27 protein-coding genes are annotated in these 24,491 nt (G+C 61.6%); 14 read left to right on the top strand and 13 right to left on the bottom strand.

The genetic code is table 11. The annotated features are described in order from the left end of the window. From P3T40_RS15035 to P3T40_RS15025, 3 genes are all read right to left on the bottom strand, one after another. Entirely contained in the window at positions 1 to 1,200 is a 1,200-nt protein-coding gene (locus P3T40_RS15035) for an ABC transporter ATP-binding protein (protein ID WP_429268510.1), read from the bottom strand. A gap of 33 nt (positions 1,201 to 1,233) precedes the next feature. Further along, positions 1,234 to 2,385 carry an aromatic ring-hydroxylating oxygenase subunit alpha gene (locus P3T40_RS15030; protein ID WP_429268509.1) on the bottom strand — a complete coding sequence of 384 codons (1,152 nt, stop codon included), beginning with the start codon at positions 2,383 to 2,385 and terminating at the stop codon, positions 1,234 to 1,236. A 137-nt stretch (positions 2,386 to 2,522) separates the two neighbouring features. Next, entirely contained in the window at positions 2,523 to 3,449 is a 927-nt protein-coding gene (locus P3T40_RS15025) for a LysR family transcriptional regulator (RefSeq protein WP_429268508.1), read from the bottom strand. A gap of 222 nt (positions 3,450 to 3,671) precedes the next feature. On the opposite strand from P3T40_RS15025, the gene P3T40_RS15020 reads away from it, so the two are divergent. From P3T40_RS15020 to P3T40_RS15010, 3 genes are read left to right on the top strand one after another with little or no spacing between them, the layout of a single operon-like run. Further along, positions 3,672 to 5,012 (top strand): flavin-containing monooxygenase, encoded by a 1,341-nt coding sequence (locus tag P3T40_RS15020; protein WP_429268507.1) that lies wholly within the window; start codon positions 3,672 to 3,674, stop codon positions 5,010 to 5,012. Positions 5,013 to 5,026: 14 nt separating this feature from the next. Further along, positions 5,027 to 5,464: a RidA family protein gene (locus P3T40_RS15015; protein ID WP_429268506.1), complete on the top strand. Its 438-nt coding sequence runs from the start codon at positions 5,027 to 5,029 to the stop codon at positions 5,462 to 5,464. Positions 5,465 to 5,474: 10 nt separating this feature from the next. Next, complete coding sequence (locus tag P3T40_RS15010; protein WP_429268505.1) at positions 5,475 to 6,152, top strand: DUF1028 domain-containing protein; 678 nt, start codon at positions 5,475 to 5,477, stop codon at positions 6,150 to 6,152. Between the two features lie 71 nt (positions 6,153 to 6,223). Here P3T40_RS15010 and P3T40_RS15005 read toward each other — a convergent pair whose 3' ends face one another. From P3T40_RS15005 to P3T40_RS14990, 4 genes are all read right to left on the bottom strand, one after another. Next, positions 6,224 to 7,366, bottom strand: coding sequence for a substrate-binding domain-containing protein (locus P3T40_RS15005; protein ID WP_429268504.1), 1,143 nt, complete (start codon positions 7,364 to 7,366; stop codon positions 6,224 to 6,226). A gap of 118 nt (positions 7,367 to 7,484) precedes the next feature. Continuing rightward, complete coding sequence (locus P3T40_RS15000; protein ID WP_429268503.1) at positions 7,485 to 8,483, bottom strand: ABC transporter permease; 999 nt, start codon at positions 8,481 to 8,483, stop codon at positions 7,485 to 7,487. Further along, a complete protein-coding gene (locus P3T40_RS14995; RefSeq protein WP_429268502.1) occupies positions 8,480 to 10,111 on the bottom strand; it encodes a sugar ABC transporter ATP-binding protein in 1,632 nt (543 codons plus the stop codon). The genes P3T40_RS15000 and P3T40_RS14995 overlap by 4 nt, the downstream gene beginning before the upstream one ends. Positions 10,112 to 10,353: 242 nt before the next feature. Beyond that, positions 10,354 to 11,232 carry a LysR family transcriptional regulator gene (locus P3T40_RS14990; protein WP_429268501.1) on the bottom strand — a complete coding sequence of 293 codons (879 nt, stop codon included), beginning with the start codon at positions 11,230 to 11,232 and terminating at the stop codon, positions 10,354 to 10,356. Between the two features lie 238 nt (positions 11,233 to 11,470). Between P3T40_RS14990 and P3T40_RS14985 the strand changes: the two genes are divergently transcribed. The 4 genes from P3T40_RS14985 (at position 11,471) to P3T40_RS14970 (ending at position 15,600) form a co-directional block, all read left to right on the top strand. Further along, entirely contained in the window at positions 11,471 to 12,217 is a 747-nt protein-coding gene (locus tag P3T40_RS14985) for an SDR family NAD(P)-dependent oxidoreductase (RefSeq protein WP_429268500.1), read from the top strand. 276 nt (positions 12,218 to 12,493) lie between these two features. Continuing rightward, positions 12,494 to 13,597, top strand: a complete 1,104-nt coding sequence (locus P3T40_RS14980) for an alkene reductase (RefSeq protein ID WP_429268499.1) — start codon at positions 12,494 to 12,496, stop codon at positions 13,595 to 13,597. Positions 13,598 to 13,664: 67 nt separating this feature from the next. Next, the gene (locus tag P3T40_RS14975) at positions 13,665 to 14,654 is read left to right on the top strand and encodes a zinc-dependent alcohol dehydrogenase family protein (RefSeq protein ID WP_429268498.1); all 990 of its coding nucleotides are present in this window, start codon (positions 13,665 to 13,667) and stop codon (positions 14,652 to 14,654) included. A gap of 280 nt (positions 14,655 to 14,934) precedes the next feature. Beyond that, positions 14,935 to 15,600: a DUF3331 domain-containing protein gene (locus P3T40_RS14970; protein WP_429268497.1), complete on the top strand. Its 666-nt coding sequence runs from the start codon at positions 14,935 to 14,937 to the stop codon at positions 15,598 to 15,600. 80 nt (positions 15,601 to 15,680) lie between these two features. On the opposite strand, the gene P3T40_RS14965 is transcribed toward P3T40_RS14970, so the two are convergent. Continuing rightward, entirely contained in the window at positions 15,681 to 16,574 is an 894-nt protein-coding gene (locus P3T40_RS14965; RefSeq protein WP_429268720.1) for a LysR family transcriptional regulator, read from the bottom strand. A 118-nt stretch (positions 16,575 to 16,692) separates the two neighbouring features. Here P3T40_RS14965 and P3T40_RS14960 point away from each other — a divergent pair, with 118 nt between their 5' ends. The 7 genes from P3T40_RS14960 (at position 16,693) to P3T40_RS14930 (ending at position 20,986) form a co-directional block, all read left to right on the top strand. Then, positions 16,693 to 17,334 carry a peroxiredoxin-like family protein gene (locus P3T40_RS14960; protein WP_429268496.1) on the top strand — a complete coding sequence of 214 codons (642 nt, stop codon included), beginning with the start codon at positions 16,693 to 16,695 and terminating at the stop codon, positions 17,332 to 17,334. A 320-nt stretch (positions 17,335 to 17,654) separates the two neighbouring features. Further along, the gene (locus P3T40_RS14955) at positions 17,655 to 18,401 is read left to right on the top strand and encodes an SDR family NAD(P)-dependent oxidoreductase (RefSeq protein WP_429268495.1); all 747 of its coding nucleotides are present in this window, start codon (positions 17,655 to 17,657) and stop codon (positions 18,399 to 18,401) included. Positions 18,402 to 18,481: 80 nt separating this feature from the next. Then, positions 18,482 to 18,805, top strand: coding sequence for a hypothetical protein (locus tag P3T40_RS14950; protein WP_429268494.1), 324 nt, complete (start codon positions 18,482 to 18,484; stop codon positions 18,803 to 18,805). Beyond that, a complete protein-coding gene (locus P3T40_RS14945; RefSeq protein WP_429268493.1) occupies positions 18,789 to 19,184 on the top strand; it encodes a DUF427 domain-containing protein in 396 nt (131 codons plus the stop codon). The genes P3T40_RS14950 and P3T40_RS14945 overlap by 17 nt, the downstream gene beginning before the upstream one ends. Before the next feature lie 72 nt (positions 19,185 to 19,256). Continuing rightward, positions 19,257 to 20,006 (top strand): SDR family NAD(P)-dependent oxidoreductase, encoded by a 750-nt coding sequence (locus P3T40_RS14940; protein WP_429268492.1) that lies wholly within the window; start codon positions 19,257 to 19,259, stop codon positions 20,004 to 20,006. Positions 20,007 to 20,116: 110 nt separating this feature from the next. After that, positions 20,117 to 20,437 (top strand): NIPSNAP family protein, encoded by a 321-nt coding sequence (locus tag P3T40_RS14935; protein WP_429268491.1) that lies wholly within the window; start codon positions 20,117 to 20,119, stop codon positions 20,435 to 20,437. A gap of 54 nt (positions 20,438 to 20,491) precedes the next feature. Beyond that, a complete protein-coding gene (locus P3T40_RS14930; protein ID WP_429268490.1) occupies positions 20,492 to 20,986 on the top strand; it encodes a DUF3237 domain-containing protein in 495 nt (164 codons plus the stop codon). A gap of 64 nt (positions 20,987 to 21,050) precedes the next feature. On the opposite strand, the gene P3T40_RS14925 is transcribed toward P3T40_RS14930, so the two are convergent. The 5 genes from P3T40_RS14925 to P3T40_RS14905 all read right to left on the bottom strand — a co-directional run bounded on the left by P3T40_RS14925 (position 21,051) and on the right by P3T40_RS14905 (position 24,435). Further along, the gene (locus P3T40_RS14925; RefSeq protein ID WP_429268489.1) at positions 21,051 to 22,277 is read right to left on the bottom strand and encodes an MFS transporter; all 1,227 of its coding nucleotides are present in this window, start codon (positions 22,275 to 22,277) and stop codon (positions 21,051 to 21,053) included. Positions 22,278 to 22,280: 3 nt separating this feature from the next. Further along, positions 22,281 to 22,898, bottom strand: coding sequence for an NADPH-dependent F420 reductase (locus tag P3T40_RS14920; protein ID WP_429268488.1), 618 nt, complete (start codon positions 22,896 to 22,898; stop codon positions 22,281 to 22,283). A 94-nt stretch (positions 22,899 to 22,992) separates the two neighbouring features. Beyond that, positions 22,993 to 23,748: an SDR family oxidoreductase gene (locus tag P3T40_RS14915; RefSeq protein ID WP_429268487.1), complete on the bottom strand. Its 756-nt coding sequence runs from the start codon at positions 23,746 to 23,748 to the stop codon at positions 22,993 to 22,995. Positions 23,749 to 23,806: 58 nt separating this feature from the next. Further along, positions 23,807 to 24,208 carry a nuclear transport factor 2 family protein gene (locus P3T40_RS14910; RefSeq protein ID WP_429268486.1) on the bottom strand — a complete coding sequence of 134 codons (402 nt, stop codon included), beginning with the start codon at positions 24,206 to 24,208 and terminating at the stop codon, positions 23,807 to 23,809. A 47-nt stretch (positions 24,209 to 24,255) separates the two neighbouring features. Further along, positions 24,256 to 24,435 (bottom strand): hypothetical protein, encoded by a 180-nt coding sequence (locus P3T40_RS14905; RefSeq protein WP_429268485.1) that lies wholly within the window; start codon positions 24,433 to 24,435, stop codon positions 24,256 to 24,258. Positions 24,436 to 24,491 lie beyond the last annotated feature (56 nt).

Genomic DNA, 24,491 nt, shown 5'->3' with positions numbered 1-24,491 from the left:
TTAGTTGACTCCTGCGATGAGTGGCGATGCGGACGATGAAGGCGAAAATGTGGCGCGGTCGCCGGAAGCGACCGCGACGCGTGACAAAACGGCGGGCAGTATCTTGCAGTCGTCGCGGCGCCATGTCACCGCCACGGTATGGCCGAGTGCGGGCAGATCGCGATGCTGGGTGTTCGGCACCTTCACAACGACGCTCTCGCCGTGCGCCAGTTTCAGATGCACGCGGTGGTGGTCGCCACAATAGACGAGCTCCTGCACGAGCGCGTGGACGACATTCGAATCGCCTTCGCCGCGCGCGGCATCGGCCGTTGCCGCGCCAGAGGCCGCGATGTGCGCGCGCTCGGGTCGCAACGCCAGCATCGCTTCGCCGCCGCTGTGCAGTTCGGCGCCCGCGCGGCCGCTGATGGTGGTGCCGTCGGCGAGCTGCAGCGTGGCCCACTCGCTATCGCTTGCGATGACGCGGCCGGTCAAGCCGTTGTTCTCGCCGACGAAGTTCGCAACGAACGCATTCGCGGCGTTTTCATAAAGTTCGGTCGGTGTCGCGGCCTGCTGGATTCGGCCATCGGAAAACACGGCGACGCGATCCGACATCGTCAGCGCCTCGTTCTGGTCGTGCGTCACGTAGACAACCGTCAGCGACAGCTCGCGATGCAGGCGCATGATTTCGTATTGCATGCTTTCGCGCAGGCGCTTGTCGAGCGCACCGAGCGGCTCGTCCATCAGGACTACGCTCGGTTCGAACACCAGTGCACGCGCCAGCGCGACGCGCTGCTGCTGGCCGCCCGAGAGCTGCGCTGGTCTGCGCGCCGCAAGATGCGGCAGCTCAACCATCTCCAGCGCGCGCGTCACGCGCGCCTTCTGTTCATTACGCCCAATCTTGCGTACCGACAGTGGAAATGCGACGTTCTGCGCGATCGTCATGTGCGGGAACAGCGCGTAGTTCTGGAACACCATGCCGATATCGCGCTGGTGCGGCGGCTTGTCGTCGAGCCGCTTGCCGTTCAGGCGGATCTCGCCACGTGTCGGCGACTCGAATCCTGCAAGCATCATCAGCGTTGTGGTCTTGCCTGAACCGGACGGGCCGAGCAGCGAGACGAATTCGCCGCGCGCGACGTCGAGATCGAGACCCTCGACGACGCTGTGCACCCCGTCGTAGGACTTGCTGACGCCTGCGAATGAAATGAACGATTGGCTGGACATGGTCGTGTGATCATCCGGTGCGCGGCTCGCGCATCATGAGGAAGCAGTTCGCCGCGCGAGATAGCGCGCGAAGTCGTAGTTCGGCCGCTCGAGGTGGCTCAGATTGCCTGGCTTCGCGAGCGGGGCATGCACGCCGCGAAACACCGCTTCGACGCCGCGCCGGTCTTCCGCATTGACCGCGTCGAGCAGGCTCTTCAGCGTGGCCATGTAATCGGCCGCTTGCGGATCGTTGATGAACTCGGGCGAGAGTCCGCCACCGAACTGGATATGGACCTGACCCACGCCGCGCGGCTGCAACACGAGGTACCAGAAGTAGCCTGGCGTGAGCGTCACGAGATGCGTCGGGTAGATCGCGAGGAGCGCGGTCGTGCGCCGCCAGTGTCCTTGTAGACGCGTGTTGTCAGGGTGCGCGTTGCCGATCGGCAGCGACGCTTCCTTCGTGATCCAATGATAGTTGAAGGCCGCACGCCCAGGCGGACATTCCATCTCTTCGAGCCGCGAATGCGGGCCTACCGTCGCGCGATGCAGCATGGGCAGGTGGTAGCTCTCCATGAAGTTTTCGGCGAGGATCTTCCAGTTGGTGTCCCACACGTGCTCTTCGTAGAAGGTCTCGACGTACTCGGACATGCCGTATGGCTCGATCAGCTGCGTAAGTTCTTCGAGTTGTGTCGCGACGGGTGGCGCGTCGGGATCGAGCGTGACGTATATCCAGCCTTGCCAGGTTTCGCAGCGGATCGACGGCAGGCGGTAGCTTTCCTTGCAGAAGCCGGCCTGGCGGTCCATCAAGGGCGCGCCGGCGAGCGCGCCATCCAGGCTGTAGTTCCATGCGTGATACGGGCAAACGATACGTCTGACGTTGCCGCGTCCTTCGAGCAATACCGACATGCGATGCAGGCACACGTTCGACAAGCCGCGCAGGCCACCCTGTTCGTCGCGCAGAACCACGACGGGCTGGCCGTCGATCTGCGCGGTCAGATAGTCGCCGGAATTCCTAAGCGCACTGGTGCGCCCAACGCAAAGCCATTCCTTGCAAAAGATCTCGCGTTGCTCGAGCGCGAGGAATGCGTCGGACGTATAGACCCGCGGCGGCATTGAACGCGCGTCGTCGAACGGCCGCTCGCAGTTCATCCGCAGTTCGCGGGCGATCTCGGGTCCAGAATCCGGCGACGTTGCAGGAGCAGCCATATGGCCTCCGGTTCGGCATTGCGTTGCGATGGGCACCAATCTATCAAGTCAAATTGCCAGCCAAAATATTGTTTTCGGATGTAAAAGCCAGTTTTTTCCTATGCAGTCGCACATGCCCCCTGCGCAAGCGCGCCGGTTCAGACATTGCGATGCAGTTCGCGGATATGCGTTTCGCAGAACTCCGCAAAGCGCTTCACTAACTGGCGCGGTTTCAGCTCGCGCGATTGCGCGATGCCGAGCGTCGTCGCCGTCACGTCTTCCTTGAACTGTTTGATCACGAAGTTCGCCCCGTCCACGGTCCTGAGCAACTTCAACGGGAAGTTCAGGATGCTATAGCCGAGCCCGTTCGCCACCATCCCGCGCACTACTTCCGGCTGCGACGAACGGAACGCGGGCACGGGCCGCGAGCCAACCGCGTCGAACAGCCCCGCGAAGTATTCGCGGCTGTGCGGCAGGTCGAGCATCACATACGGTTCGTCGAGCAGTTCGGTCAGCGAGACGGCCCGCGCGCGGGCGAGCCGGTGCAGCTTCGGCAGGATGACGTAGGGCGGCAGCGAGATGAGTGGCGTGAACGCAATTTCGTCGGTGAGGTCGAGGCTGTAGGTGAGCGCGAGATCGAGCGTACCGTCGCGCAGGCCTCGCAGCAGGTCATCCTGATGCGCTTCCTCGGTGCGGAAGTTGACGCCAGAGTGGCTCGCAATGAAGCGGCTGATGAGCGCCGGCATGACCGGTGGCGCAAGCGAGACCATACAGCCGAGCGCGATTGCACCGGACATGCCGCCGTCCATCTCGCGCGCGGCGGACTGCAGTTCTTCCGCGTTCTTCAGAAGATTGCGCGCCTGTCCGAGCATGTCGCGACCGGCCTGCGTCAGCGACAGACCGCTCGCATGATGGCGGATGAACAACTGCACACCGAAAGACGCCTCCAGATCGGCTAGCGCGGTCGAAATCGACGGCTGCGAGATATGCAGTTTCTTCGCCGCGGCGGTGAAGGACAGCGCTTCCGCGGTGACCACGAAGTACCGTAACTGCCGCAACGAATAGTGCAATTGACCCACTTCCATCGCGTGCCCCTCGGCGTGTCATTTGTCGCGATTGTGCGCCGCCAGAAATCCGTTTGCATAGGTAAAAGCCATGAATTGCATTTTTGAAATATGTTTTTCGGATGCGCAATGCGGGCGTAGATTGCATTCATCGCATGGATCGCTTTCCGCGACGGCCGCCTTTACACCGGCGGCGAAGCCATGACCGATCCAAATCCAGCTGCCTCTCAGAAGGGAATGGCCATGACCGCTGAAACAACGTCAATCGATACGCTGGTTGTGGGCGCCGGCCAGGCCGGCGTGGCCATGAGCGAACACCTGAGCAAGCAAGGCGTGCCGCACCTCGTCCTGGAGCGCAGCCGTATCGCCGAACGCTGGCGCACGGGACGCTGGGATTCTCTGGTTGCCAATGGCCCGGCCTGGCATGACCGGTTTCCGGGTCTGGAATTCGACGATCTCGATCCCGACGCCTTCCCCTCGAAAGAGCGGGTCGCCGACTATTTCGAAGCTTATGCGCGGCAATTCAACGCTCCCATCCGCACCGGTGTGGAGGTAAAGAAAGTGGTGCGTAGCGCGGGCCGGCCCGGCTTCACCGTTGAGACATCGGAGGGCGTTGTCGAGGCCAACCGTGTGGTGGTTGCTACCGGTGCGTTCCAGCGGCCCTTGATTCCACCGATCGCGCCACAAGACGGGAGACTCACGCAGATCCACTCGGCCGATTACCGCAATCCCGGCCAATTGCCCGAGGGTGCCGTTCTGGTGGTGGGCGCCGGATCGTCAGGGGTGCAGATCGCCGATGAACTGCAGCGCTCTGGCAAGAAGGTGTATCTGTCGGTTGGACCACACGATCGTCCGCCACGCTCCTATCGCAATCGTGATTACTGCTGGTGGCTGGGCGTCCTTGGCGAATGGGACAAGGAGGTCGCTACGCCAGGCAGGGAGCACGTCACTATTGCTGTGAGCGGTGCGCGTGGCGGTCAGACGGTCGACTTCCGGGCGCTTGCGAATCAGGGCATCACGCTTGTCGGCTTGACGAAGTCGTTCGAGCGCGGCGTCGTCGCCTTCGAACCGGATCTTGCAGGTAACCTCGCTCGCGGCGACGAGAACTATATGGCGGTGCTCGATGCCGCTGATGCCTATATCGCCCGCAATGGACTGGACCTTCCGGAAGAACCTGAGGCTCGCAATACGCTCCCCGATCCGCAATGCGTGACCCATCCGCTTCGCGAACTCGACCTCGTCGAGACTGGCGTGACCTCGATCGTCTGGGCAACGGGTTATACGGTCGACTACAACTGGCTGAACGTCAACGCTTTCGCCGCCAACGGTAAACCTCAACATCAACGGGGCGTTTCGACCGAACCCGGCGTCTATTTTCTCGGTCTGCCGTGGTTGTCGCGTCGGGGCTCCAGTTTCATCTGGGGTGTTTGGCACGACGCCATGCACATTGCGGATCACATTGCCACGCAGCGCAGATATCTCGCGTATCGCGATGCGTCGCAGCGTCAGGCAGACGACTGTCAGAAGACGGGACCTGGTGGCGCACGACCTGACTCACAACATCTGGCTCACCTTCTCGACTGACATCAAGGCGCATGATGAACCAACCTACGCACACCCGCATCCGCATGTTCAACACCAAGGAGACGTACCCCAACCAGTCACTGGATAACGACCTTTGCCAGGCCGTGCGGGCCGGCAACACCGTTTATGTGCGCGGGCAGGTGGGCACGGATTTCGAAGGTAACCTGGTTGGGCTTGGCGATCCGCGGGCGCAGGCCGAGCAGGCGATGAAGAACGTCAAGCAATTGCTCGAGGAAGCGGGTAGCGACCTCTCGCATATCGTCAAAACCACCACTTACCTGATCGACCCTCGTTATCGCGAGCCGGTGTATCAGGAAGTCGGCAAATGGCTAAAGGGAGTCTTCCCCATTTCCACCGGCCTCGTGGTCAGCGCCCTGGGTCAGCCCCAGTGGCTGATGGAGATCGACGTGATCGCGGTGATTCCGGATAACTGGAAGCCCAATCAGGGTTAAGAAGCAGGACATGACATTCTCGATCATCGGACGTTGTCCGGAGACTGGTCAGCTGGGGGTTGCCATCAGTTCTTCCAGTATTTCGGTAGGCGCCCGATGCCCCTGGCTACGCGCGGGCGTTGGGGCGGTGGCGACACAGAACGTCACCTTGCCTGCGCTTGGCCCACAGATTCTCGACCTGTTGGAAAATCAGCAGTTCGAACCAGTGACAGCGTTGGACCGGGCGCTCAACGCGAACGGCTGGAGCCAGTATCGACAGGTGACGGTGATCGATAGCCAGGGCCGTACCGCGTTTTTTACGGGTAAAGAAGCGCTGGGCGTGCACAACGCGGTGGCGGGTGACCAGTGCGTCGCCGCGGGCAACATGCTGGCGGGCGCGGAGGTGATAGAAGCCATGGTTCAGGCATTCGAGAAGACACCCGGCGTGCTGGCCGACCGCCTGCTGTCGGCGATGCGCGCCGCGCTCGCGGCGGGTGGTGAAGCCGGACCCGTGCACTCGGCGGCGCTCAAGGTGATGGGCGACGTGATCTGGCCGATCGTCGATCTGCGCGTCGACTGGGAGGAAACAGACCCAATCGGACAACTGGACGCGCTGTGGCAGGCCTATCGACCGCAAATGCAGGACTACCTGACGCGGGCGTTAAATCCGACCGTAGCGCCGAGCTACGGGGTGCCGGGAGACGAATGAGATGGCGAGGCGTGAGCGAAGCCCGTTAGGGCTTCGCTCTCAAACAAACGCGTTAAATCGTCTTCAGATCATCAACCGCAAGCGGGCGCTGCCTTCTTGCATGCATCAGCCAGTTGCGGCGGCGGATCTTTTTTGAACACCGTTTTGTACGATTCGAGCACGTTGGACTGCACAACGGGCAGCGATTGCACGCCGATCCACGCCGGCGGCGTCTGGCCGATCAGCGCCTTCATCATCGCCATCGCTTCGGCCACGCCCTGATCGTACGGACGCTGCGAACCCGTCGCCTTGAGCGGGCCGCCCTTGGCAATTTCGATTGCCGATTCGAGTCCGAGGTCGACCGTCGTCATAGGCGTATTGATGCCTTGCGCGCGCATCGACGTCAGTGTATCGAGCGCGGGCTGGTCCCACACGGCAAACACGCCCTTCACGTCCGGATTGGCGGTGAGGAAGTCACCCGCGATCTGACCGACCTTCGACGGGTCCGTGAAGGCGACCTGTTTGATCTTGATGTCCGGACGATTCTTCTTCATCCAGTCGTTGACGGCCTTCGTGCGCTCCGTCGTACTGAAGTAATCGACACCGAAGTTTACGAGACCGACCGTGCCGCCCTTCGGCACGCACGATGCCAGCACCTTCGCCGCGATCTGGCCATTGCCCTCGCTATCTGCCGAGACCATCGCTGAGTACTCCTCCGGGTGCTTCAGGCCCGTCGGTACGTTGTCCATGAACACGAGCTTGATGCCCGCCTGCGAGACTTTCTTGTAAGTCGCAGCCGTAGCCGTGCCGTCGACCGGAATCGAGATGATGCCGTTCGGATGGCGCTGGATCGTGTTTTCGATGTCGGCAATCTGCTTGTCGACCTGATACTCGGCCGACGCCGTGCCGATCACTTCCACGCCGTATTTCTTCAGCGTGTCGGTGATGCCCTGGACCTGCAATTGCGACCAGTCGAGGTTCATTGTCTGCATCGAAATGCCGACTTTGAAGTTGCCGGCCTTCACCTTCGCGGCCTCGGCATCCGTCAGCTTGACGGCATCGACGGACGATGCCTTCTCACCGTTCGGTCCCTGCCCGACGATACCCTTCGGTCCAATCGAATTTACAGGCAGACTCGTGCATGCCTGCGCAAATGCCTGCGAACAGCACATGGCCATAAGCGTCGCCACCGCGACACCCGCTAGCCTCACTCCTGATCCACGACGATAGTTCATGACTTTCCTCCGTTGGTCGTGTTGTACCGCGTCTCCAGCCGTTTTTGAAATTGCCCTTCGGGGCCTGCCGCGCCACGTCGCATGCGCGAAAGACCCATTTACTCTGACCGTTCAATACTCACTTGCGGGTGAACGCGACTGCCGCGACGATGATGACGCCCTTGATGACGAGTTGCAGCGACGAACTTACGCCGAGCAGCACGAGGCCGTTATTCAGCGTACCGATGATGAGACTGCCGAGCAGCGTGCCAAGAATGAAGCCGCGTCCGCCGAACAGACTGCAGCCGCCAAGCGTAACGGACGCGATCACGTCGAGTTCCATGCCCTGTACGACGTCCGGCCGCGCCGCATGCGAACGCGCGGCCAGCACGAGCGCGGCGAGACCGGCCAGCGCGCCGGTCAGCACGAAAGCGAGCGTCGTCACGCGGCGAATGTTGATGCCCGAATAGAGCGCGGCGGTCGGATTGCCGCCCGCCGCATACACCTGGCGGCCGAACACGCTGTAGTGCAGCAGCAGAATGCCGCCGATCACGGCGAGCAGTGTCCATAGGATCGGCACCGGCACGCCGGCAATATCGCCTTCGCCGAAGATCGCGATAAACCTGTCGTTGGTGATGATCTCGGGCCGCGTCGTGGTGACCATCAGCGCGAGACCGCGCGCCGCGCTCAGCGTGCCGAGCGTAACCAGAAACGACGGAATGGAGAGGCGCGTCGTGACCAGGCCGTTGATTGCGCCGACAATCGCGCCCGTGCCGATGCCCGCAATCGCGCCAACGATCCAGCTATCGCTGATATGCGACATCGCGAGTGCCGCCGACATGCCCGACAAGGCCAGCGCCGATCCCACCGAAAGATCGATCTGCCGCGCGATGATCACGAACGTCATGCCGATCGCGATGATCGACACGAGCGCCGTTTGCCGCCCGATATTCAGGAAGTTGTCGATCGACAGGAACCATGGCGAGGCGAAGCTGAACACCACCAGCAGAATCGCAAACGCGATATACAGCATGTACGGACGATCGCCCTGCAGCAGAAGCTGCGCAATGCGCCCCATGCGTCCGCGACGCTGGGTGGCCTGTTGCTCGGCGGGCATTGGCGAAACGGACTCCTTCATGTTGCAAGCTCTTCAGTAGGCCGGGAAAGTTGAATGAGATGGTGTAGTTCTTCCGTGTGGCGAATCTGTCCGCGCTCAACGGTTCGTCCGATCGTGCCGTCCACCACGATGGAGATGCGGTCGCATAGCCGCAACAGTTCGTCCAGATCCGACGACACCACAACGACGGCCGTGCCGGCAAGCGCCGCGTCGTGCACCACGCCGTAGATTTCTTCGCGCGCGCCTACATCGACGCCGACGGTCGGCTCATCGAGCAGCAACAGCTTCGGCCGCGGGTGATTCCATTTGGCGAACACGACCTTCTGCTGGTTGCCGCCGGAGAGAAACTTCACATGCGTCGACGCATCGGGCGCCTTCACGGAAAGTTGCTTCATCGCCGTGCGGGCCTGAAGTGCTGCGGCTTTCGCGAGCAGCCAGCCGCCGCGCGAAAACTGCGGCAGGCGCGGCAAGGTCAGATTGCGTTCGATCGAATGCTCGAGCACGAGGCCTTGCAGATGGCGGTCTTCAGGCACGAGCGCGATGCCGCGCCGGATCGCGTCGGCGGGGCGGCGCACGGCAAGCGGCTCGCCGTCGAGTTCAATAGTGCCTTGGTAAATCGGCAGCAGTCCGAAGATCGTCTGCAGGATTTCCGTGCGACCGCTGCCGATCAGTCCTGCCAGGCCATGCACTTCACCCTTGCGCACGGAGAAATTCACGCCGGAGAGCCGCGCGTTGCTCACGTTCGAAAGCGTTAGCACTGGCGCGCTTTGTTGAAACTGCGGTGCGCCGTGTGATGCAACCTGCACACCAGTTCGTTCGTCTGCGCCGCGCGCTGCTTGCGCCGCCGCGCCGGTCGAGGTTTCCTGTCTGGCCTGCATGGCCGCATGACGCGGGCCGACGATCGCCGCGACGAGTTGCTTCATGTCGGTCTCGGCTGTGGCGAACTGGCCGGCGTTCGCCCCGTCGCGGAACACGGTCACGCGCTGCGAAATGCGAAATACCTCGTTTAAGCGGTGCGTCACATAGATCACACCGACGCCGCGCTCCGTCACCGTGCGAATTGCGTCGAAGAGAATCTGTTCTTCGCCGCCCGTTAGCGCGGACGTCGGTTCGTCGAGGATCAGCACGCGCACGTCACCCATCAGCGCCTTGCAGATCTCCGTCATCTGCCGGTAGGCAAACGGCAGCGAATCGACGGGTACGTGTGGATCGAGCGGAATATTGTGTTCGCGCAGAAAGGCGCTGACCTGCGCCATCAGTTCGCGATGCCTGACAAAGCCAAGCCGGGTGCGCGGCTCGCGGCCGAGCATCAGATTGGCTCCAACAGACAGTGATTCGACGAGACTCAGGTCCTGATAGACGACCGCAACGCCCGCCTCGCGCGACTTCGCCGGCGACTCGAACGCGACCTTCTGGCCGGCGATTTCGATCGAACCTTCGTCGTACGTGTGAACGCCGCTCAGTATCTTGATGAGGGTGGATTTGCCCGCGCCATTTTCGCCGAGCAGTGCATGCACTTCACCCGGCAGAACTTCCAGATTGACGCCACGCAGCGCCTGCACGCCACCGAACTTCTTGGTGACGCCTGTAACGCGGATCAATGGCACGCGAGGCGATGAAGCGGCCGCGACCGCAACCGGCTCACTCATCCTGTGTCTCCTTCGTCGGCATGACGAATTCTTATGCTTCGCGATCGGGCCGCGAACTGTGTTGTGATCTTCGCATCATGCAAATGATGCGTCAATAACATTTAGCCCCTATTCAACCGGCATTCGACGGGAGAATTGCAACAATGATCGCGATATTTGTGATGATCCTATCGTTTGCAGCGGTTTGCGTTGTGAAGAAAGCCGCAGAACGTCTGCCGGCCTGGCAACGGCTTTGATGGCCGTCACATCACCAATTCATCTGCTCTGGAAAGAAACAGCTGCAGCACAGGAGACGTATTCGACCGGCTGTAGCCGATCACCAGATCGACTGTCGGCGCCTCGCCTTCGAGCGGACGGCTCACCACCGACCACGGCAGCAGATTGTTCGCGTACTCCGGCAGCAACGCGAGCCCGCGCGTGGACGCCACCAGCGACATCGCCATGGCGAGATTGTCGACCCCGTGTTCGGGCGTGACCTCAATCGCGTTATCGCGCAGATACCTCAAGATCACCTTATTCAACACCGTAGCCTTGTTCGTCGCGAGGATGAAGGGCTCGCCCTTGAAATCCTCGGGACGAATACTGTCGCGTTCGGTCAGGGGATGATCGCTCGGCATTAGTACGATGAGTTTCTCGCGGCTCACCACCCGATAGTCGAGATCGAATCCCGGTTCGGCGCGCAAGAACGCGAGGTCGAGCTTGCCGCGCGCCACGGCGTCGGCCAGATCCGGCGAATAGTGGCTCGACACCGTCACGTCGATCTTTGGCAACTCGTCGCGCAGCACCTGCATGGCGCGTGGCAGCCACGTCATTTCCTGGCCCGTCAGAAAACCGAGTGCAAAGACCTGCTTGGTGGGTTGCGACGCACGCCGCGCCGCCTCGGTTGCAGCGTCAACCTGGGATAGCGCGAGCCGCGCGTGGTCGAGAAACGCCTTGCCCGCCGCCGTCAGCTCGACCCCGCGCGCACTGCGATTGAACAACTCGGCGCCTACCTCCTCTTCCAGATCGCGGATCTGGCGGCTCAGCGACGGTTGCGAGGTGTACAGCCGGCGTTCAGCTGCCACCGTCAGGCTACCCGTCTCGGCTACGGCGATGAAATACCGCAAATGGCGAAGTTCCATAGGCCCTCGGTGCTGATCCATGCCTCGCAGGCATGCCAGCCAGCCTACAAAGTCTTTTAACTTTCCGCAAGTCCTCGCTAGATTAGCCATCAGACGGAGAGGCGGCGGCAGCCCCTTGAGCACGACGGCGCGGTACCGGCTCCGCTCCATGCCTGCGATCTATATCGCCGGGGCACCAGGTATGGACAGGTCTCTTGTTGTGATCACCGGTTGGCACTGAACGCCAGGAATCTGACTTATGAGCCCTCTCAATGGCAAAACGGCGCTCGTCACGGGTGCCTCACGTGGCATTGGCCGCGCCAGCGCGCTGGCCCTCGCGAAGGCCGGCGCCCAGGTGCTCGTGCATTACTGCCACGAAGATAAGGCGGCAAACGAAGTGGTCGCGCAGATCCGCGCAGCGGGAGGTCACGCTGAGAAGGTCGCGGCAGATCTGCGCACGCCGGACGGGCCGCACGGGCTGGCAAGGCGAGTGCGTGTCGTGATCGGCGCCCGGCTGGATATCCTCGTGGCCAGTGCGGGCGTGACGAAGGACGCCAGCATTGAAGACACCACCGTCGACGATTTCGACGAACTGTTCGCGTTGAACGTGCGCGCGCCCTACTTCCTCGTGCAGCAACTCATGCCGGCGATGTGCAAAGGCAGCAGCGTCGTACTGGTTTCATCGCTGGCGGCACATGCGTCGGTCGGCTCGCTGTCGGCCTATGCGGCAACCAAAGGCGCAATCGACACGCTCGTCAAACATTTTGCGCTGGCGCTCGGCGGCCGTGGTGTGCGCGTGAATGCCATCGCACCGGGCGTTGTGGCGACGGGCATGTCGGCTCGCGCGACAACGGAGAGTGGCCGCGAGGCCACCCTCGAGATGCAGACGTTAAAGCACATCGCGCAGTGCGAGGACATCGGCGGCACTGTGGTTTTTCTGGCTTCGGATGCCGCGCGCTGGATCACCGGCGAGACGTTATGCGTCGACGGCGGTTTGAGACTTTAATAAGCATTCCTTAACCAGTATTGAGCCCACTCACCACCAGTGCTCGACGAGCGCGATGGGACCGGCACCGTTTCTATTTGTTTCGTTATCCAGATTAACTCTCATCCTTGGCTGTAACGGCTCGCTTTTGCGTCACGCCGACACTCATCCCCGATTGGAATGATTCATATCCGATTCCGAGTCTTCTCCAAGCCTTAAGGAATGGATAAATTCTCCATCAACGAATCGGCACTGTGTCGAACGTCCCAGTCCTCACTAGCTACCCAAGGAAAGATCATGGCTCACTTGTTCACTCCCACGAAGGTCGGTGCTTACGCCCTCTCCCATCGGGTCGTTCTGGCGCCGATGACCCGTCTGCGCACCATCCAGCCCGGCGACATTCCCAGCCCGATGATGGCCGATTTCTACGGCCAGCGCGCCTCGGAAGGCGGCCTCGAAATCGTCGAAGGCGTCAGCATTTCGATCACGGCCCGCTCCTACCTGGGCGCCGCGAGCTTCTATCACGACGGCCAGACGGAAGGCTGGAAGGCCATCGCCGATGCCGTTCATGCCAAGGGTGGCCGCGTCTTCATGCAGCTCATCCACGGCGGCCGGCAAAGCCATGTGGAAATGACCGGTGGTATCGCGCCGGTGGCGCCCTCGGTCGTACCGTTCGATGGCGTCGCGCTGACCAAGGATGGCTTCGTCCCCGCTTCACCGCATCGCGCACTGGAGATCGAAGAGATCCCCGGCATCATCGAAGATTTTCGGGTGGCCGCTCAACGCGCGCTCGACGCAGGCTTCGACGGCGTCGAACTGCATGGCGCGAACGGCTATCTGGTGGACCAGTTCATTCAGGACGGCACCAACAAGCGCACGGACGCCTACGGCGGCCCGATCGAAAACCGTGTACGGTTCCTGCGTAAAGCGGTCGAAGCGCTGATCTCCGTGTTTGGTGCCAGGCGCGTGGGCGTGCGGATCTCGCCTTCCGGCGAATGGGGTGGCATCTCCGATAGCAATCCTGAAGCCACCTTCAGTTACGTGGCAAAGGTGCTCGACGGATATGGCCTCGCTTACCTGCACGTGATCGAACCGCGCGTCAAGGGCGACGATACGCTGCATGAAGGTCACGCCCCGGTCGCAGTGAAGTATCTACGTCCTCATTTCACGGGACCGATTATCGCTGCCGGTGGCTTCGACGGTGCAAGCGCCGCAGCCATCGTCGCGTCGGGCGATGCAGACCTGGTAGCGTTTGGCCGCCACTTCTCATCAAATCCGGACTTGCCGTACCGCCTGAAGCACGACCTGCCGCTCACGCCTCATGTCCGCTCCGCCTTCTGGGGCGGCGATGAGACGAATTACTCGGACTTCCGCGCTTACGAAGCCCTTGCGACGGCGTAACCCTGCACTAGACTCAATACGCTCAGCGCGTTACTTCTTCATCATCCAGTTAGATCACGAGGTTTACATGTCACGCACGATTCAGTTTGCAAAAGCCGGCGGTCCCGAAGTGCTGGAATTCGTCGAGCAACAGGTCCGCGCCCCCGGGCCGAATGAAGTTCGCATTAACGTCAAGGCAATCGGTATCAACCGTGCCGAAGCCATGTGGCGCACCGACATCTATATCGAGCCGGTCAAGTTTCCGGCGGGCCTCGGGTACGAAGCCGCAGGCGTGGTCGATGCGGTCGGTCCGGGCGTGAGCGGCATTGCAGTCGGCGACGACGTCAGCGTCATCCCGTCGTTCTCGATGAACCAGTACTCGACGTATGGCGAGGTCATCATTGCGCCGGACTACGCGGTCGTGAAGCATCCGAAGACGCTCTCGTACAGCGACGCTGCCTCGGTATGGATGATGTTCGTCACGGCCTACGGCGCGCTCATCGAAGATGCGAAGGTCACGAAGGGCGATTTCGTCATCATTCCTGCCGCCTCCAGCAGCGTGGGCCTCGCGGCGATCCAGATCGCCAACTACGCGGGCGCAACGACAATTGCACTGACCCGCACGTCGGAAAAGCGTGGCCAGTTGCTCGAAGCCGGCGCGGCGCACGTGATCGCCACGGAAGAATCCGATCTGGTGCAGGAAGTGATGCGCATCACCGGCGGCAACGGAGCACGGGTCGCGTTCGACCCGGTCGGCGGCCCAACCTTTGCCAAGCTGATTGCGGCCCTTTCGTTTGGGGGCATTGCGTTTATCTACGGTGCACTCAGCACCGAAGTCACGCCACTGCCGGTTCTCGACATGATCGCCAAGGTCACCACCGTCAAGGCGCATAACATCTGGCTGACGAGCGGCGACGAAACTCGCCGCAAGGCCGCAGTGGAATTTGTCCTTAAAGGCCTGGAAAGCGGCGCACTCAAGCCGGTCATTGATCGTACCTTTAAGTTCGACGACATCGTGGAAGTCCACCGCTATCTGGAGAAGAACGGCCAGTTCGGCAAGATCGTCGTCACCGTTTGACGCAGATGGGGCGCAACCGCGCCCCATCTGCCCATCGGCGATTGTTAGCCGAACCCAAACGGAGTTTTCAGGGAACGCGTATTTATCCGGTTTAAGCCAGTCGATATCATGCGGTCAAGGGTGTCGCCAAAGGCACCCACACTCTACGCCCCGTTGTGCCGCTTGCCGCCACGACGGGCATTGGCGTCTCCGCGCAGCAGCGGGCGCCGAAGTGAGTTGCCACAGCACATCGTTACAGGCCGATCTGTCCGCGAGGATAGAGCCAAACAAAGGATTCGACGTGAACGGAACAGGAACCGGGTCAGACTTCGCGGCCACGCATAAGCGAGCCGCGACACGCAATCGATCTCTGAAGGTCGATGCTACCCAGCGTCATGACGCCACTGAGCGCGTCTTCTCGTCGAACGCCGAGGCGTTGCCGGCCGTTGCAGCGCCCGCGATGGCGTCCACATTGACGCCTGCCCGCCTTGGCGACCCATGGGCTTTCGTCATTGCAGGGCTCAAGGATGGCGCCGAGCCGGTGTCGAACGCGGCCAGCGTAAGCGAAGCGAAAGTGAATGAGGCCAGTCAGGCCGCTGCGGAGGAACTGCGCCAGCCCGCGTCTCGCTCCGGGCGCGAGTGCATCGGTCGCGCACGGCGCAGTGCCGCGGCCGATCGTGCACGGGCCCCAGCGGACCTCGCGGAAAGCGCCGTCGTGACCTTTGTCGAGCGTTTCAGCCCGAAGTCCGTATCGATTACCTGGCGCGACTCCACTGCGGCCAACTATTGCGAGCAGCTCTGGATCCGGCGGATCGCGCGGTCGCAAGGGGTGTGTGCGCTCACCGGAAACAGCATCGTACGCGGCGACGCAGTGTATGGACCGGCCGGCCGCACGGCGGCTCGTCCGGCTAATGCTGCGCAAATGGTGCTGGCCGAAGCGATCGAATATCTCGAAGGCACGGTCTGACGCAGTAAGTGAATTTGCCGCCCTGTGCGGCCTTCAGGCGGGTGACATGTCGGGTCGCGCCTCGTGATTAGCTGTGGTTGTCACGCGGCTTCATCAGCGAGGCAAGTCTCGACGAACGTAGCGAACTGCCTTGCCTTGGTACTCGCGAGCCGTCCGGTTGGATAGACCGCCGAGAGGCTGATTGTCGGAAGCATCCAATCGTCCATTACGGACACCACCTTGCCGGACTTCAACTCCGGCGTGAAAGCCCATTCGGACGCAATGGCAAGCCCCATGTCGGCAATCACGGCCGCGCGCACGCCTTCGGTGGCCGTGATTTTCACCTGTCCCTGCATTTTGACGGACACCTCGGCAGTCTCTTTGCGAAACTTCCATTCTTCTCCGCCGCCGTCGCGGGTATAGATGACCGCCCGATGTGCGAGCAGATCGGCAGGCTCCGTGGGAATCCCTTCACGCTCAAAATACTCAGGGGTGCCAACGACCCGTCGGCGCGCCTCGGCGAGCCTGCGCGCCGTCATATTGGAGTCGGCCAGCACGCCCATGCGTAGCGCCAGGTCGATCCCCTCTTCGACGAGGTCGATGTTGCGGTCGTCCAGCACCAGTTCAAGTTCGAGGTTCGGGTGCTGCGCTAGAAATTCCGGCAGCCTGGGCACGATATGCAACCGCGCAAAGCAGACGGCCGCCGAGACCCGCAACTTGCCAGCCAGACCGGAGGCGGTGCCACGTGCGGCCAGCACCGCCTCGTCGGCCTCTTCGACAGCGCGTCTTGCGCGCTGGTAGAAGCTGGTGCCCGCCTCCGTCGGCGTGAGCGCGCGCGTGGTGCGCAGCAGCAGCTTGACGCCGAGCCACTCCTCAAGCTGCGCGATCGCCTTCGAGACCGCAGGCTGGCCGACGTCGTAGTGTCGTGCCGCGGCAGAATACGAGCCGGTGTCGACCACGCGAATGAAAATCTCGATCGCCGCAAGGCGGTCCATCATGATTCTCCTCTGGAATAAGTCCTATCCGATTCTGCACCTTCTGTTCTGCCTGTGGAATGGATAAATTGACATTAACGAGCTTATTGCCTGCATTCAGAGGCTCTTAGAGGTGTTTATGTCAGCACTGCCGACGCAAGAAAACACGGCCCTTTCACCGGCGGACTCCGTCGCCGCGATGACGATGGCCGCCTCAACGGAAGCCGCCTCGCACGCGCTGCGCGCCGGCGCACGCGCGCCGCTCTTCACCCTCGCAGACGCCAGCGGAAATCAGGTGGCACTCGAAAACCTGCTGAGCAAGGGGCCCGTTGTGCTGCACTTTTCCCGCGGCACGTGGTGTTCGTTCGGTGAAGAGGGTTTCGCGGAATTTGCTGCTACCTACCGGGACGTGAGCGCGCTCGGCGCGTGCGCTGTGTCGATCGCACCGCCCTGCAACGCCGCTGCGCGCAGCACGCCGCTGCCGATGCGTGAATTGCAGGACCCCGACATGAAGATCGCGCGGGCATACGGCCTCGCGTTTGAGCTGCCCGCAGGCCTACGCCCGCGGTATGAAGCGCTCGGCTATGCGCCGCCGTCGACGAGGAAAGCAGGTACGTGGCTCGTGCCGCTGCCCGCCACGTACCTGCTGGACCGCGACGGCACCGTCGTGCTCGCCTTCATCGATGTGGATTACCGCAGGCACTTCGATCCCAGGTCACTGCTAACAGCATTGCGAGCGCTGCAAGCGAGACACGCAAGTGCGGGTCATCGCATGCTCTAACGTCCGTCCCGTGGACCAGCACCGAATCCCAGCCATGCGTGCGGCCGCATACTTTCAACTTCCTGACGCCCTGCTCTACCGCGACGTATTGGGCTGCGCGGCGCGAACAATCATGAGTCGCATCGCGAAGGCATGCCCGTGAGGCATGGCCACCAGCCCACAAAGTCTTTTTCCTTTGCCCCACGCGCCATTAGATTAGCTTCCATGGCAGCGACGCAAACCGGTCTTAAACCAGACGCCGCAGCTCCGGCTCACAGGTTAGCCGGCGTGCATCCGCACTCCGCAAGCACAGCAGCTTTTAACCTCCCAGGAGATTGATCATGACTAATCTGAACGGCAAGATCGCCCTCGTCACCGGCGCTTCCCGCGGTATTGGCCGTGCCAGCGCGCTCGCACTCGCCAAACAGGGCGCAGAGGTACTCGTCCATTACAGCAGCGGAGAGAAGGAAGCCGAGGCAGTGGTCGCGGAAATCCGTGCAACCGGCGGCAAGGCCCAGAAAGTCAGCGCGGATCTGCGCGCGGCTGACGGTCCGCATACACTCGCGAAGCAGGTGCGCGAGTACGTCGGCGAGCGTCTGGACGTGCTCGTCGCAAACGCCGGCATCGCAAAGGCAGCGAGCATCGAAGACACCACCGTCGAAGATTTCGACAACCAGTTCGCGGTAAATGTGCGGGCGCCCTACTTCCTCGTGCAGCAACTGCTGCCGGTACTGGGACAACGCAGCAGCGTCGTGCTGCTTTCCTCGCTGGCTGCCCATTCCGCACTCGGCGCGCTGTCCGCTTATGCGGCCACCAAAGGCGCTGTCGATACACTCGTCAAGCATTTCGCCTCCACACTCGGCGAACGCGGCATCCGCGTCAATGCCGTCGCACCCGGTGTAGTCGCCACCGATATGTCGAACTTCACGAAAACCGATGCGGGCCGCGACATGACGCTCGGTATGCAGGCGCTCAAGCACATTGCCCAACCCGACGACATTGCCGGCGCGGTCGCCTTCCTCGCCTCCGACAACGCACGCTGGGTGACGGGCGACACGTTACATGTCGACGGCGGCTCGAAGCTCTGACTCCACCGGTGAAAGCCTGAAAAAACAGTCGTACCCTGAAATTCCTGACAATTTCCATTGATAAAGACAACGAAATGAACGTGAGCGATCTCCAGCTGCTTTCGCCGGTCAAGGTTGGTGCGCTCGACCTCTCGCATCGTGTCGTGCTGGCGCCGGTCGCGTCATCGTATCTGCGAAAAATCTTCAAAGGCCCCATCATGGCAGCAGGTGGCATTCGGGCGCTGGTTTTCGTCGAACCCGGATCTGCCCGAGCGTTTCCGCCATGTTCTGGGGCGGAGATGAACGCGCGTATATCGACTTCATGCCGTTTGCCGCCTGAGCGGCAGCGGCCCGCAGCCCGGTTTCGCCTGGCCCTTGCGCACGGCGACCCATTCAAGGAGCGTTTCGATGTCAAGCAACCTTAACCCAGCAGGCAGAACCGTCAAAGTCCCAAGCCCGGATCATCCCATCACCATCGAGCCGAACCCGGCGCACATCGTGGTCAGGCTCGGCGGCAACGTGATCGCCGATACCCGCGAAGCGCTGACGCTGCGCGAGGCCGCTTACCCAGCCGTCCTCTACATCCCGAGAAAGGACGTAGATATGACCTTGCTTGAGCGCACCACGCATGCCACGTATTGCCCGTACAAGGGCGACTGCTCGTATTACTCGATTCCGTCGGGCGGCGAACGCTCGGTGAATGCAGTGTGGACATACGAGAACCCGTATGCGGCGGTCGAGCCAATCAAGAGTTACCTCGCCTTCTATCCGGACCGCGTCGACGCCATCGAGGTGGAAGCCTGAGCGCCGGGAAACCATGACTTACAGCGCGAGCGGCCACACGGATCGCTCGCGCGAACCGATCAAGGAACATCTATGACAAGCCAACCTGTTGTACTCATCACCGGCGCACTCACAGGCATCGGCCGCGCCACTGCCTTTGCTTTTGCGCGTGACAAGGCCCGCATCGTCGTGTCGGGTCGCCGCGTCGAAGAAGGCCTGCAACTCGCTGAAGAGCTGCGTGCCACCGGCGCGCAAGCCGAGTTCGTGCAATCGGACGTGCGCTTCGAGGACGAGGTCAGCAAACTGGTGGATGCCACCGTCGCGCGCTTCGGCCGGCTGGACATAGCCGTGAACTCCGCAGGCACCGAGGGCGAATCGACCCCGGTGCTGGCGCAGACGCCCGAGCGCTACACGGCCATATTCGACACCAATGTGCTCGGCACGCTGCTCGCGATGAAACACGAGCTGCGCATAATGTCGGCGCAGGGCAGCGGCAGCATCATCAACATCTCGTCGACCATGGGCGCGCGTGGTGCAGCCGGCCTCTCGCTGTATGTCGCCAGCAAGCATGCGGTGGAGGGACTCACCAAGTCGGCGGCGCTCGAAGCTGCGGCATTTGGCGTGCGCGTCAATGCCGTCGCGCCCGGCCCTGTTGAGACCCCCATGCTGAACCGGCTGACGGCGAGCGCGGAACGGAAGGCCGGCATGCTCGCGACTGTCCCACTCAAGCGTGCTGGAACCCCCGAAGAAATCGCTGAGGCGATCGTGTTCGTGGCGTCAGAAAAGGCAAGCTTCATGACTGGCGAGATTCTCAGGGTCAATGGCGGCAGGACCGCCGCGTAATTGCCACATGAGCGCCGCATAGCGCTCCCTCTGGCCGTCACACATGTTTTATCCGGTCCAAAGAAATGGGTATTTATTTAGTTATCCATTATATTTTCACGGAACTAGACATGCTTTACGAAATCCGCACTTATACATTCAAGCCGCTGCGCGGCGCCGATTGGCTCGCGTTGTACCAGAGTGAAGGCTTGTCCTTGCAGCAGGAATTTCTCGGCGAGCTGATCGGCTTCTTCACGACCGAGATAGGCGATATCAGCCAGATCGTGCATATCTGGTCTTATAAGAGCCTCGACGATCGGATCGAACGCCGCGACCGCATGGCCGCCGACAGTCGCTGGCAGGACTTCGGCCGCAAGGTGAAAGCGCTTGATATCCTCGTCAGCATGGAGTCGAGGATCATGCGTCCCACAGAGTTTTCGCCGCTGAAGTAGCCGCCCTGAAGGCCTAACTGTAACGGCATGCACACAACTTTCAAGGTGAATACGATGTCCACTCCTGCTTTCGATGAGCTTCCCGCACCGCTACAAAGTGTGCAAACGCGCCCGCTGTTCGTGATGCGCCTCGATGTCAAACCCATCGTGATGGTCGGCGCGACGCCCGGCCCGTTTCGACGCATCGGGATCGTGCCGTCGGGCACGTTCGCCGGTGAGCGCCTGTCCGGCAACGTGCTGGATGGCGGCAGCGACTGGCAGACCGTGCGCAGCGATGGCAGCACCACGCTCGATGTGCGCCTGATCCTGCAGACCGATGACGGCACGAACATCACGATGGCCTACCGCGGTATTCGCCACGGCGCGACTGACGTGATCCAGCGGTTGGAAAGAGGCGAAGAAATCGACCCGGCCAGCTATTACTTCCGCATTAATCCGATCTTCGAAGCACCCGTCGGCAAGTATGAATGGCTGAACCGGGTGATAGCAGTGGGTACGGGCCACCGGTTTGCGTACGGCCCGGTCTACAGTGTGTTTGAGGTCCTTTGAGCAGTGGAACCGGCTGCCAGGTCGAGAAGATCAGACGCCCCGCTACTCCTGCGTTGAAATGTCCTCATGCTCGACGCCGCGAAGCCAACACCAGCACCAGTATCAGCGATCCGACTTCGAACAGTGCACCGACATAGCCAAGACTGTCGGTATTACTCAATGTGAGTGTGACCGAGCCAATGCCCGCACCGAGCGAAAAGCCCAGATACATGAACGACGCGTTCAGCGACAAAGCGATAGGCGCCGCCTTCAGGCCGGCCAGTCCGATCAACCTGGCTTGTTGCGGTGGATAGAAGCTCCAGGCCGAAACGCCCCACAGAACGATGGCCACACAAACGGGAAGTGTTGCTGCGGCCGGCGACAGGAAATGCGCGCAGACCGAAAGCGTGACAAAAGCGAGGGTCAGCACCGACAGCGCGGTAATATGGACCGCTCGCGGGCCATACCGATCGCTGAACACGCCACCGAGCGCAACGCCGACCGCAGCCGAAAGCCCCCAGATGAGCAAAATCACGCTGACCTGCGGCGCAGAGACAGTGGTGGCATTTTTAAGGTATGGAGCCAGGTACGTGTAGACCGTGTAGGCGCCAATCGCCCACAGTGTGGTGGTCGTGAGAGCATGAGCCACGGCGGGTTGCCGGACCACGGCGAGGCGCTCGCGAAGCGTGGCGGTATGCAGTCCAACGCCGATATGAGCCGGCAGTCCGAATTTCAGCGCGCCCGTTGCCAGCGCGGAAAGCGCCGCGACGCCCACAAAGGTCATCCGCCAGCCGAGCCGTTCGCCAATCAACGCACCGATCGGCACGCCGACCGCGATGGCGATCGTAATTCCGCCGTTGACGATCGCCAGCGCCCGCCCTCTGCGCTCAGGCGTGACGAGGGCGCTCGCGAGCGCATTCGCGCCGGGCACATAGAGGCCTGCGGCCAACGCAAGCAAGATGCGCGCACCGGCTAGAGTCCAAAAGCTATGTGCGCTCGCGGCCACGAGGTTGGCGACGGCAAATGCACCCAGGGAAAAAATCAACAGGCGCCGCCGGTCTATCCCGCCTAGTGCTGCAGTGAGAACGGGGGAGCTCACCGCATAAGCGAGTGCAAAGATTGTGACCAGTTGTCCGGCAGTGGAAACCTTGATAGCCAGATCGGCAGCGATTGTCGGCAGCAATCCCGCGATCATGAAACCCTCAGTTCCGACAGCAAATGTTCCAAGCGCTAGCCAATAGAGGGCGCCAGGGGCCTTTCCGGTTGCGACAGGAGCGGCTGAGTGGGTCGGCGCCTCGATAGATTGGGTCATTGGTCACCCGGCGTTGAAAGCATGAAAACTGATCGTGCGGCCGTAGCCTGAGTCCATTGCAAGACGCACGGCGAACATGCCCATCACCTCGGCGTAAAGTGCCATCGAGAGCGCACCGCCATTGATCGGCTCGAATCCGAGTTCCGTCGCGAGGCGCGACACTACTTCTTTCGCGTTATCGTCGTCCGAGCTGACGAATACACTGGTCTTGCCTGACGTACCCGGCTCGCGAATGACGTTGGACCAGATCGACGTAAACGCGCTCACCACGGTGGCCTCGGGCAGTGCCGTTGCAATGCGCTCAGCGGAACTTGGCAGGCCATCCCGTCCGACGCTGCCCGATACGGATACTGCTACCACGATGCCTTGATAACCGTTCAAGAAGGCGGCCGCCTCCTCGATCGACGCCGCCGGTACGACGACGAATACGATATCGCTGGCGAGAAAGTCCTCCTTCGACGCTTCCGTCACGCCGAGCGCGTCGATCAACCTGAGCGCCGACGTGCTGCCAGGCTGCGCCCCGCGCAGCCGTAGCGAGTGGCGCGTCCTGCGGCTGAGCGCCGTGGCGATCGCGCCGCCCATGTCGCCGGTGCCGAGTATCGAGATCTTCAGCTCGTTCATTTACGTTTCTCCAGCAGCCTTCTTTGGCTTCATTCTATTAAATAAGCAATGCTTAATTTCTATGGCTAACCGCGGTCCCTTAAAATCCGTTAGCTCACCCCGAGAACACTTCCACCATTTGTGCGTTAAAGCCGTGCACAAAATCATGCTCACCCGGACCGGGGTTGCCGCGGAACAGCTTGGCGCCTTCGACCAGAACCTCGCTCGAGTCGGTCCCGAGAACGGCGATGGTTTCATCGATATACACATCCAGCGGCATAGCCTGCTCGGCTTCGCGGCTGTTCATCAGATCGGTGCGCACCCACGGCGGCGCGATTTCGAGTACACGCACGGTGGTATCGCGCAGCATGAAGCGTTGCGACATGACGTACGAGTGCAACGCCGCCTTGGTCGACGAATACACCGCCGTCACGGCCAGCGGCACGAACGCCAGTACCGAACTGGTATAGGCGACCACGGCATCGTTCTTCGTCTTGAGATGGTCGATCAGCGCGGACGTCATACGGATCGGCCCCATCAGGTTGGTCGTGATGGTGGAGACCATCAGCGCATCGTCGACCCGGCCGGCGGAAGTGTCCGGCTGCATGATGCCCGCGTTATTGATCACCACATTGAGATCGGGATAGTCCTTGATCAGCTGTGCCGCTACTCGCTCGATGCCTGCGGCATCGGTAATGTCCAGCTCGATGGCCGCCATGCCGGGGTTTGCGGCCACCACCTCGTCGAGATGACTACGCCGGCGTCCGGCGATGATCACCTTGTTGCCACGCTGGTGCAGTGCCTCGGCCAGTCCACGGCCAATGCCCGAACCGCCGCCCGTAATAAAGATCGTGTTTCCGCTGAGTTTCATGACGGAGTCCTTAGTGATATTGCAAGGGTTAGTGTTACGGAAATGAATGCGTTAGTGCTTAACCTGGGAACCGGTCGCCGAACATCGGCAGGCCGCTTACGGATTGCGCCTGAGTTGCTTCGTCTTGCAGCACGTCCCAGTGTTCGGCGAGCTTGCCGTCTTCAAAGCGTACGACGTCCGCTGCGATCCACGCGGCTGGTCTGCCGTTTCCCGAGAAGCGGCCGTGTGCGATCACGTAGTCGCCTTCGGCCACAATGAGCTGGTTCTCGTAGCGCAACGTGTGGGGCGCCGAGCGGATCAGTGCAAACAGGCCTTCACGTCCCGGCGCAATATGCGCGCTATGCTGAATGTAGCGATCCGACCAGAAGCGTTCGGCAGCCGCATAGTCGCGCTTGTTGAAAAGCGTATCGAATGCCTCGAGGACGAGGGCCTTGTTCTGTTCCGGTGTCGTTTTGCTCATGTCAGTCTCGATGAAAGTGAATGAATCAAATCGCCGCTCGATGTTGGTCAAGCATTGGCGAGGCGGAGCGCGGGATAGTCGGAATAGCCTTGCGGACCCGACCCATACACCGTGTGCCAGTCGAACTCGGCCAGCGGCGCACCCGTGGCAAGCCGTTCCACCAGATCTGGGTTGGCAATATAGGGGCGCCCGAACGCCAACTTGTCGGCAAGCCCGGCCTCGATCAACCGGTTGCGTCATGAAGGGAAAGATAACAGTGCGCCGCCAACGGCGGTAGCCATCC

Origin of the sequence: Paraburkholderia sp. EB58 (assembly GCF_050436665.1) — a bacterium.
In the GTDB taxonomy this organism is placed as follows: Bacteria; Pseudomonadota; Gammaproteobacteria; order Burkholderiales; family Burkholderiaceae; genus Paraburkholderia.
Note: the sequence above shows the minus strand (reverse complement) of the source record. Positions and strands in the feature narration are given on the sequence as shown.